Origin of the sequence: Escherichia sp. WS3227_2, from assembly GCF_046486495.1 — a bacterium.
Taxonomy (GTDB): Bacteria; Pseudomonadota; Gammaproteobacteria; order Enterobacterales; family Enterobacteriaceae; genus Escherichia; species Escherichia coli.
Genome location: NZ_JBJQLG010000019.1, coordinates 53,936 through 63,143, shown reverse-complemented (window position 1 = coordinate 63,143; position 9,208 = coordinate 53,936). Strand labels below are relative to the sequence as shown.

At 43.4% G+C, this 9,208-nt stretch carries 15 protein-coding genes and 2 pseudogenes; 14 read left to right on the top strand and 3 right to left on the bottom strand.

Going from position 1 to position 9,208, the window contains the following annotated elements; genetic code table 11:
- From ACJHXB_RS21740 to ACJHXB_RS21725, 4 genes and pseudogenes are all read left to right on the top strand, one after another.
- On the top strand, positions 1-334 hold a 334-nt coding region (locus tag ACJHXB_RS21740; RefSeq protein WP_260839915.1), incomplete at its 5' end, for an RNA-guided endonuclease InsQ/TnpB family protein.
- Positions 335-997: 663 nt separating this feature from the next.
- Positions 998-1,150 (top strand): annotated as a pseudogene (locus ACJHXB_RS21735) (DUF5431 family protein); the annotation flags it as partial.
- Complete coding sequence (locus ACJHXB_RS21730; RefSeq protein ID WP_223170659.1) at positions 1,095-1,217, top strand: type I toxin-antitoxin system Hok family toxin; 123 nt, start codon at positions 1,095-1,097, stop codon at positions 1,215-1,217. The pseudogene ACJHXB_RS21735 and the gene ACJHXB_RS21730, both read left to right, overlap by 56 nt.
- A 149-nt stretch (positions 1,218-1,366) precedes the next feature.
- Positions 1,367-1,963 (top strand): ProQ/FINO family protein, encoded by a 597-nt coding sequence (locus ACJHXB_RS21725; protein WP_000125165.1) that lies wholly within the window; start codon positions 1,367-1,369, stop codon positions 1,961-1,963.
- A 17-nt stretch (positions 1,964-1,980) separates the two neighbouring features.
- Here ACJHXB_RS21725 and ACJHXB_RS21720 read toward each other — a convergent pair whose 3' ends face one another.
- On the bottom strand, positions 1,981-2,265 hold the full coding sequence (locus ACJHXB_RS21720; protein WP_001162371.1) for a hypothetical protein: 285 nt from the start codon (positions 2,263-2,265) through the stop codon (positions 1,981-1,983).
- Between the two features lie 73 nt (positions 2,266-2,338).
- Positions 2,339-3,004 carry a division plane positioning ATPase MipZ gene (locus tag ACJHXB_RS21715; protein WP_000532148.1) on the bottom strand — a complete coding sequence of 222 codons (666 nt, stop codon included), beginning with the start codon at positions 3,002-3,004 and terminating at the stop codon, positions 2,339-2,341.
- A gap of 588 nt (positions 3,005-3,592) precedes the next feature.
- On the opposite strand from ACJHXB_RS21715, the gene ACJHXB_RS21710 reads away from it, so the two are divergent.
- From ACJHXB_RS21710 to ACJHXB_RS21670, 9 genes are all read left to right on the top strand, one after another.
- Entirely contained in the window at positions 3,593-3,922 is a 330-nt protein-coding gene (locus tag ACJHXB_RS21710; protein ID WP_000855119.1) for a hypothetical protein, read from the top strand.
- 403 nt (positions 3,923-4,325) lie between these two features.
- Positions 4,326-4,841, top strand: a complete 516-nt coding sequence (locus tag ACJHXB_RS21705; RefSeq protein ID WP_001025393.1) for a J domain-containing protein — start codon at positions 4,326-4,328, stop codon at positions 4,839-4,841.
- 103 nt (positions 4,842-4,944) lie between these two features.
- A complete protein-coding gene (locus ACJHXB_RS21700) occupies positions 4,945-5,487 on the top strand; it encodes a hypothetical protein (RefSeq protein WP_001083904.1) in 543 nt (180 codons plus the stop codon).
- The gene (locus ACJHXB_RS21695) at positions 5,484-5,738 is read left to right on the top strand and encodes a hypothetical protein (protein WP_001230709.1); all 255 of its coding nucleotides are present in this window, start codon (positions 5,484-5,486) and stop codon (positions 5,736-5,738) included. The genes ACJHXB_RS21700 and ACJHXB_RS21695 overlap by 4 nt, the downstream gene beginning before the upstream one ends.
- The gene (locus tag ACJHXB_RS21690; protein WP_000151456.1) at positions 5,735-5,977 is read left to right on the top strand and encodes a hypothetical protein; all 243 of its coding nucleotides are present in this window, start codon (positions 5,735-5,737) and stop codon (positions 5,975-5,977) included. Before ACJHXB_RS21695 ends, ACJHXB_RS21690 begins: the two co-directional genes overlap by 4 nt.
- Positions 5,978-6,197: 220 nt before the next feature.
- Complete coding sequence (locus tag ACJHXB_RS21685) at positions 6,198-6,416, top strand: hypothetical protein (protein WP_154101533.1); 219 nt, start codon at positions 6,198-6,200, stop codon at positions 6,414-6,416.
- Positions 6,417-6,547: 131 nt separating this feature from the next.
- Positions 6,548-6,841: a hypothetical protein gene (locus tag ACJHXB_RS21680; RefSeq protein WP_000673428.1), complete on the top strand. Its 294-nt coding sequence runs from the start codon at positions 6,548-6,550 to the stop codon at positions 6,839-6,841.
- A 493-nt stretch (positions 6,842-7,334) separates the two neighbouring features.
- Positions 7,335-7,583: a type II toxin-antitoxin system HicA family toxin gene (locus tag ACJHXB_RS21675; protein ID WP_232596620.1), complete on the top strand. Its 249-nt coding sequence runs from the start codon at positions 7,335-7,337 to the stop codon at positions 7,581-7,583.
- Positions 7,580-7,927 (top strand): type II toxin-antitoxin system HicB family antitoxin, encoded by a 348-nt coding sequence (locus ACJHXB_RS21670; RefSeq protein ID WP_000681609.1) that lies wholly within the window; start codon positions 7,580-7,582, stop codon positions 7,925-7,927. Before ACJHXB_RS21675 ends, ACJHXB_RS21670 begins: the two co-directional genes overlap by 4 nt.
- Positions 7,928-8,014: 87 nt before the next feature.
- Here the strand turns inward: ACJHXB_RS21670 and ACJHXB_RS21665 are convergent, their stop codons facing one another.
- Positions 8,015-8,458, bottom strand: a complete 444-nt coding sequence (locus tag ACJHXB_RS21665; protein WP_023223351.1) for a hypothetical protein — start codon at positions 8,456-8,458, stop codon at positions 8,015-8,017.
- Between the two features lie 240 nt (positions 8,459-8,698).
- On the opposite strand from ACJHXB_RS21665, the pseudogene ACJHXB_RS21660 reads away from it, so the two are divergent.
- A pseudogene (locus tag ACJHXB_RS21660) lies at positions 8,699-8,983 on the top strand (type II toxin-antitoxin system HicB family antitoxin); the annotation flags it as partial.
- Positions 8,984-9,208: the final 225 nt, after the last annotated feature.

The following is a 9,208-nucleotide window of genomic DNA, read 5'->3' as shown; positions in this document are numbered from 1 at the left end:
AGGTTTAAACCGTTCGATACTGGATCAGGGCTGGTATGAAATGCGCCGCCAGCTTGAGTACAAGCAGCTCTGGCGTGGCGGTCAGGTGCTTGCTGTTCCGCCAGCGTACACTAGCCAGCGTTGCGCGTGCTGTGGTCATACTGCGAAAGAAAATCGCCTGTCACAAAGTAAATTTGTGTGTCAGGTATGTGGATATACAGCGAACGCCGATGTAAACGGCGCTCGTAACATTTTAGCGGCGGGGCACGCCGTGCTTGCCTGTGGAGGGATGGTGCAGTCAGGCCGCCCGTTGAAGCAGGAACCAGAGGCTGAGCAATCAGCCGTCACCCACTAATGGGAATCCCCCTCCTGAGTCACGAAGTGCGAAGGTGGGGGAGGATGTCAATCCAGGCACAAACTAAATTTAACGTTTCGTTAACTACAAAGAAATCCGATGAGTTAATCACTTGCGAAATAAAAATCATATAGTAAATTACTATATGATTTTGCGTTGTTTCGGAGAATTAAAAAATGCCTTTGATTGAATACATCAACAAGTTCTATCGGGGGAATCAGGCATCGTTCGCCAGGCTGACCGGAGTTCAACCTGCGCAGGTAACACAGTGGATCAACAAAGGATTCATCGTGGTGAATCACACACTGTATAGTCCACGCCGAAAGCTGGGAATTTAATTCCTGGTCAATATTTGACATCCTCCACGCCCTGAAGGACGGGGATATAAGGCGCACTGTATCCTGTTGTCTGGCAGAAAAAAGAAAGCCCCGTAGTTAATTTTTCATTAACCCACGAGGCGATCCCAATGCTTCAACAACACCAGGATAGACTTTTACCGCCCTTTACGCAATACCATGTATTTTCAAGTTTCTGGTCGATATATAATGTTGTTGGCGCTTGAGGCTTTCTGCCTCATGGCGAAAAGGTGGTTTGTATCTTGTTGTGCGGCAGAAAGAAGAAAGCCCCGTAGTTAATTTTTCATTAACCCACGAGGCGATCCCAATGCTTGAACAACATCAGGATAGCCTCTTACCGCGCGTTACGCAAGGAGAAGAAGGCCATGAAACTACCGGGAAACGCCCTTATCTGGTGCGTATTAATCGTGTGCTGCACGTTGTTAATATTCACACTCCTGACCCGGAATCGCCTGTGCGAAATCCGGCTGAAGGACGGATACAGGGAGGTTACGGCAAGCATGGCTTACGAATCCGGCGGTAAGTAGCAACCCGGAGGCGGGCGAAAGCCCGCCTTTTTGGGGATGATGTGGTTCTGGCATTAAGCGCCTTTACAAAGGGGGTATTCTGTACGGATACCCCCTTTTTCCATGTATTTTCAGGATATTAACTGGTGAATATGGTATAATTAGTCAATATGACAGCAATTATTGAGGCGAGTATGCAGCCCAAAAAAACACCCGTGATTGTGGTCAAAAAACGCCGCGTTCTGGTCATGCCAGAAAATCCTGTGGTGAATGAAAAGCCGCAGGAAGTACAAAAATCAGCAGTTAATGAAAACAAGAAAGTACAGAAGAAAGATGCTGTAGCAGAGAAAACACGTAAAAAGCAGCCTCAGCCCTGGTATTTGAAAAAACAAATCACTTTTCCCCCAAAATATCCGAAAGAATATTTTGAAAAGTGTTTCAATAAAGTTCGTGCTGTTTTTCCTGAACTATGGACAGACGAAAAAAAGAACTTGCCCCTGAAAAGCGGGATTCTCCAGGACGTTGAGAAATACCTGGCGGATAACCCGGATGTGGATCTGACGATTGAAGAGTGGAATTGTGCGGTTCAGGTGATGACGTTCCGGTGGCAATATCTTCAGAATTGTACTGTACCAGGCGCAACACGTTACGACCTTTACGGGAAACCTGCTGGTACAGTAAAAAAAGCACACGCAACTTATGCGCAACTGGTTCTCGATGCCCGTAAGAAAGCCAGCGAGAAGAAACAATTAAAACGTAAGGGATAAAGCCCCGAAGGGCTTTATCATTTCAGCCTGGCTGACTGTAGAATCCAGTGATTTTTTCCGTTTTCGTCCAGGCCGTGTTCGTAAGCTGCAAGAGCCGCTTTCATTATTGCTGTTTTTGTCTGGCCTGTTCGCAGTGCTTCCCGTTCCAGAATATCTTCGTAAACGTCCCCAAGCCGGACATTGGTCACTTTAGTTGCTCCCGATTTTTTGCGGGTAGCTTCATTGATGAATCGGGCTGTGTCTGCATTGGTTTGTTCTGTTTTTTGTCCTGGTATTACCGGAGTTTTCAAGTCAAGAGCCATTATATCACCTTTCGTGTGTTACATTAGCTTTACTGTGTAAAGTTAATGATGTAAAGCTGTCGTATTACATCCATTAGGGATTGATGCCTAACTCTTGCGCCAAAAGCTCTATTTGTGCTTTAGCTGTAGAAAGGCTGGATGCGCGACGTACATCATGAACGCCAGCGCCTTCATTACAGGCCGCTTCAAAAATATCTAAATCTGAAATACGTGTACGAAGTGGCTGTATCCACACCGGGTTCTCCCGGAGTAACTTGTCGAGATCAATCGCTGCTTTTCTGTGGCGTGGTTTTGTCGTGTTAATTCTCGTGAAAAGTACCCAGGGTTGCAGGTCTGGATTGATCTGTTGAGCTGTGCGAACTTTTTCTGTTACATGAGTCAGCGTTTCTGCTTCGAAATCTGAAGACGGCTTAACGAGAGTAAGCAGAATGTCAGCTACAGTTAAGGCACTGCGAAATTCCTTGCTGTCATGCCCTGGACAGTCAATGATCAGCACTTCACATATTTTTTTCAGGCGCTTAATGACTTCTGATACATCGCCATACTCTTCATAAACAGGAACCGGTAATAAGCCATTCTGCTTTCTTTTTTCGTTCCAGCTAAGAATATCATTGTTTTTATCGGTCTTCAGAATGATGACCGTTCGTGAATTATTTACCAGATAAGAAGCCAGGTTTGTTGCTGTGGTGCTTTTTCCTACACCGCCTTTATCTGATGCGACAAGTAATGCTCTCCCCATAGAAACCTCGGATATACAGTGTAAAGGTTTATTTGTCTTTACATTGTATTCATTATAGTTACGTTGTAAAGATGTTTGTGTCTTTACAATGTAATTGTTTTTTGCGCTTTACATTGTGTGTATGTTACAGGGTAACTTTTCAGGATGCGATTTTGCCTGGTGTGTTGTTGCGCCCGTAGCTCGCTGACGCTCACACGCGCAGTACAGCGCCCCGCCCTGCTGCAATGCACCAGGACGGCGTAAACTCGCTGGCGCTCGCGCTAACTGCGGCATTCTGCGGCGCAAATCAGCATGATCATGGCCTGTCAGTCCGTTGGGCTTTGCAGGGTGAAGGGATGGCCCTGTGCATCCTGGTATGTTCGTCAGCGGCTGCGCCGCGCTTCGGGGCGATGTGGCCCCGCTGCTCCCTGGTATTTTCTTTCGCCCCTTCTATCCGCTGACGCGGATTAAGAAATGAGCAAATCATCAAGTAAATTGCTGTTTTCAGGCAATAAATCTTGATAATACATCTAAATAGATGTATTATTATTTCATCGAAAGGGGATTGGCTCCTTTCCTTCTTAAGTCCAAACGGACAGGAGATTTAAAATGAAAACATTGACTTTTAATAACGGCACTGTTTCTGTTGGCGATGTGTTTGTATCTTCCTGGGGATATGAGCAAACGAACGTTAATTTCTACCAGGTTATTTCTGTTCATGGCAAAAAAACCGTAACTGTTCAGGAGATTCGCGCTTCAGTTCATCGGACTCATTCAATGAGCGGATATAAGACCCCATTACTTAATGATTTCTGTGGTGAGCCATTAAAACGGCGAGTGCGTGATTATTACAGTACGCCAGCAATTGAAATTGAGGAATTCGAAACAGCATATAAAGGATCACCGGAAGAAAAACACGAGTTCACATCATACTACTAAGAAAATAGTTGCAGGGGGTATCCCCTGCAACCATGTTAAAAATGTTAATAGTAGTAGTATTTACCCAGGGGGTTTTAGTATGAATGATGGGGTAAAACTCCGTCCTTCAGGGCGTGGAGAATGCCGGGCTAATGCAGCAATGTAATGTTGCGCCCGTAGCTCGCTGACGCTCACACACGCAGTACAGCGCCGCGCTTCGGGGCGATGTGGCCCCGCTGCTCCCTGGTATTTTCTTTCGCCCCTTCTATCCGCTGACGCGGATTAAGAAACGAGCAAATCATCAAGTAAATTGCTGTTTTCAGGAAATAAATCTTGATAATACATCTAAATAGATGTATTATTGTTTCATCGAAAGGGGATTGGCTCCTTTCCTTCTTAAGTCCAAACGGACAGGAGATTTAAAATGAATATCCAGGAAGCATTAAACGTTTTTGGATTATCCGGCGAATTAACTGAAAAAGATATCAAAGCAGCATACAGAAAAGCCGCTTTAAAATATCATCCAGATCGTAACCCGTTAGGGGCTGAACTGATGAAAGCGGTAAATGCAGCTTTTGATGTCTTGATGGCAAATATTGATAAAATAAATCAGTTCCAGAGCGCTGATGAACATGCACGATATAATTACGGTGATGACCTGGAAAAAGTATTAAACGTTCTTTCTGGTTTATCTGGTCTGGTATTTGAAGTGATAGGTAACTGGGTATGGATTAGTGGAGAAACTATTACACATAAGGAAACTTTAAAAGAAATCGGGTGTAAATGGGCGGCAAAGAAAAAACAATGGTTTTATCGTCCAGACGAACATAAAAGTTACTGGAATCGTGAAGAACACACGATAGAAGAAATCCGCGCAAAATACGGTACAACCGGACAGCGCAGGGCGACAGGGTGGCAACGCGTGGAAACCAGAGCGTAACCAGAACGGGGGCGAGAAGCCCCCGATATCATACCAGCCCGTCTTTTGGGGCATCGAACCCAAAAAGACGGGAACAGCAGCCACGTAGCAAAAAGGGAAACAGATGAACTCTTTTTTTGAACAATATCACCCTGTCTTTGAAGTTGTCTGCCGTATCCTGGGGAACGGCTGGCGCGTGAACAAACTTGATGATTGTCCGTCTCGTATAAAACTGACGTCACCGCAGTTTAAAAATTACTCTGTGCATATTCGGATGGAAAAAGACCGATTTTCTGTTGTGGGGAGTGTGGATAGTCGTTCCTGGAGTAGTCCGTATCATGTTTGTACGTTATCCAGGAAGCGGAATCCCGTTGATATAGCAGCCAATATCGAGCGAAAAATTTTGCTAAATGCTTCGCAGGAGGTGTTACAGGCGATTGAGTATGAGAAACGCCAGGCGGCAAAAAAGGACGAAATTCTGATCCTGAAAGGTATGTTATCGCAACTTGTCCAGCTTGAAAGCTGGTATGGGGCATTGACAGGCTTTAAAGCTGAAAATGGATTGAACGGTAAAGTCACCGAGCAGGGCGAGCGTTATGATTTGCAGATTAGGGGTTTGAGTATAGATCAACTTGTTAAAATTACAGGATATTTGAAACAGTTATGAGAAAAAACAAAGGGCGATTGACTTATTATCTTGAAGTGATTGATAAAAAATACCATTTTGTAAAAAAAATAAGCAGTTATTCAAAGGAGTTCACTGACGGAAAAACAAAAAGAACAAAGAGAACGTTAAGTGAGCTGGTTTTTAATGAAAGTGAGGTCGAGGCAATAGACTTTACAAAAAATGGTTTAAGACCTGTTGATAAGAATATTCTCTTAACTATGGTGAAAGAATATAAGGAGAGTGATGCATGACTATTGAAAATACACCGGAAAACATAAAGAAATTACGTAAAAAAATTGGCCTTACCCAGACAGAGTGCGGTGAGATTTTTGGCGTAGGCTTAAGTACATGGCAGAAAAAAGAAGCTAAAACCCACAACCAGCTTAATTTATCGAAAGGTGAATTTGAGTACCTGTTATTACTTGCAGGGGAGCACCCTGAATACGTCCTGCATAAAAAAGCTGAATCCCGCTCACCGGAGGAACCGTGAGCGAGAAGAAAAACACCACGACGCAGAAATCTAAGATATACAGTGTAAAGGTTTATTTGTCTTTACATTGTAATTGTTCTTTGTCTTTACACAGTGTGTGTTTGTAACAGGGCGACTTTACATAATTGCGATTTTGCCTGGTGTGTTGTTGCGCCCGTAGCTCGCTGACGCTCACACGCGCAGTACAGCGCCCCGCCCTGCTGCAATGCACCAGGACGGCGTGAACTCGCTGGCGCTCGCGCTAACTGCGGCATTCTGCGGCGCAAATCAGCATGATCATAGCCTGTTGGTCTGTTCTGGCTTTGCAGGGCGAAGGGATGGCCCTGTGCATCCTGGTATGTTCGTCAGCGGCTGCGCCGCGCTTCGGGGCGATGTGGCCCCGCTGCTCCCTGGTATTTTCTTTCGCCCCTTCTATCCGCTGGCGCGGATAAAAAAATGAGCAAACCATCAAATAACTTGCTGTTTTCAGGCAACAAATCTTGATAATACATCTAAATAGATGTATTATTGTTTCATCGAAAGGGGATTGGCTCCTTTCCTTCTTAAGTCCAAACGGACAGGAGATTTAAAATGAAATTCACTTCAACCACGAATCATGTTTTCACATTCGAACGAGTAACGCTTTGCACGATTGTTCTTATTCATAAGGATACGGGACAACAGTATGTTGTCATATTTACGGATAACAATAAAATTCGTGACTATAAGACCGGAATTGTTTCTCAGTTTGGTGAACTTAAGCAGAGTGATATTGATTTAATTCTTTTCTATCGGGACGAATATGAAAAATATTTTGACTCGTTAAATAATGGCGAGGAGTATTTGAGTTTTAAAGAATATATCGGATGTATAAGGGGAAAATAAATTATGAAAGGTGTGATCAGGTTGCTGGAACAACCTGATCACGTTATCGACAATCAAAACTGAATGAGGTTTTTAAATGTCAACGCGGCAGATCGTACAGCTTGCTGACTCCCTTGTCAAAGGCTGGGAAACCAGAATTCCGGCAATGACGTGCACGGAGTGGGATCAATTCCGGTGGTGGTTAAACTACCTGCAAGGGTATGAAATGTTTTAAATAACCGGGATAAATTCATATATGGGGAGAGTGTCATGCTCTCCCTTTCTTATTGTGTAAGCGAGTTGTATTACATATTTAGCTTTACGTTGTAAAGATTTTATTCGTTGTCTTTACAGTGTGGTGCGTTTTCCGGCGGTTGCGCTGCGCTTAGGGGTATGTGGCTTCGCTGCTCCCTGGTATTTTCTTTCACCCTCCTATTTGTCCGATGACTTTTGACAACAACGCTATTTGTAACTATAATTAGTTGCATGTTGGCAAGGGATGGGATTATAGCGTATGGGGAAAGCAGATAAGCTACTGGCAAAATTTTTAAACAGTAAAAAAACGTTTGAATGGGATGAACTCGTTGTTTTGTTTTCTTCTCTAGGATATGTCAAAAAGGAAATGCAGGGATCAAGAGTGCGATTTTTCAATGCTGAAATTAATCACACAATATTAATGCATCGCCCACATCCAGAAAGTTATATTAAAGGTGGAACGCTGAAAGCTATTAAACAGAACTTGAAAGAGGCTTGGGTTTTATGAAACATTTAAAATATAAAGGATATTTAGGTACGGTTGAGCCGGATTTTGAAAATAATATCCTGTATGGAAAGCTGGCATTTATTCGTGATCTGGTGACTTATGAGGCAGAAACATTGGCTGACCTGGAACGGGAATTTAAAACATCGGTTGATTTGTATTTACAGTCCTGTGTGGAGGACGGAAAGGAGCCTGACACGCCCTTTAAAGGTGTGTTTAACGTCAGGCTTGATCCAGAGCTGCATCGTCGGGTCGCTGAAATGGCGATGGAAGAAGATTTGTCGCTGAATGCCTTTGTCAATAAGGCACTGGAAAAAGAAGTCAGTCATCATCGCGCAGGGGCTTAATCGCCCCTTTTTGTTGCTCGCAGGCGTTGATGTTTCTTGGTATTACGGTGTAGTGTGTTGTATTTACAAACAATGCTTTACGGTGTATTACGATGCATACTCTTTAATTGCTTGCAATCTCTTTTCACGTTCGTTGCTTTGTTCAGCTTTTTTCAGTTCACTGAATATGTACTCTTCATCTTTACCCGTGAGTTTTGAACCGGAGAGCAAGCGATTAACAACTTTACGTCGAATTGCAGGGTAATCTTTGGTTTTATCGAGTATGGACAATATGCGGTCACTACTAAGAATCTGGCCTTTCCCTGATTCCACATAATGTAGAAAAAATGCGATTGCGGACACGCCCAAAAGCACTGTAAGGACGGCTACACCATCAAGACGAAACTTTGATATAAAGGAATACGCGACCACTCCAATAATTGCTAAGCAGAGACATAAATAAATTAAGAGGTTTTTGTTGCGTTGTTTTTTTTGTGCGCGATCATGATCATCTATGATTGCCAGTATCTTTTCTGGAGTTGCTTGAGCCATTTTTTTTCCTTATCAGGGAGACGGAGTGTTCAATCATCTGGCTTTACAATGTAAAGCTGTGTTTGTCTTTACGGTGTAAATAATGAGATGTGCAGTTAAAAGTGTCAATCAGGTATCATATAGTAAAACACTATATGATTTTTCTGTAATAGGCTTAAAAAATTCTCGCTTACATTGTAAAGGTCTTTGTGTCTTTACAGTGCACCACGTTGTAAATCACTGCCTTCTGTGGAGATAATCATGTTTTTTTCTGTTGGTGTCGAAACACCGAAAGATGATCAGACTGCATACGGCATCACTGTTCCGGCTTTTGATTGTTTTGGTTTTGGATGTGTTTCTGCGGCTGATTCTCAGGCAGAAATACCCGCTATGGCGCGTGAAGCGATATTGGCAATCGTGGAAGATATGGTATTAAGCGGTGCTTATTCTGTTGATGATATTCATGATGAAGGGTGTTTGACTTATTCGGATCACTCCAATTATAAGCACTGTGATAGCTGGTTTTTGGTTGATGTCGATTTAACATTAGACATGCCGTAGTCCGGCTATCGGGTCATGAGGACGCTGAAGAATATCGCAGGCATATATTTACAGTGTAAAGGTGTTTCTGTCTTTACATTGTAAGGCTTATTGAATACTACACTGTAGTGCAATGTATGTGTTTTTATGACCTATCCCCGCGTTGTGCGGGGATTTTTTTTGATAGCTAACCGCTCGCCGCAGTCTAGCGACCGAGCATAGCGAGCGAGT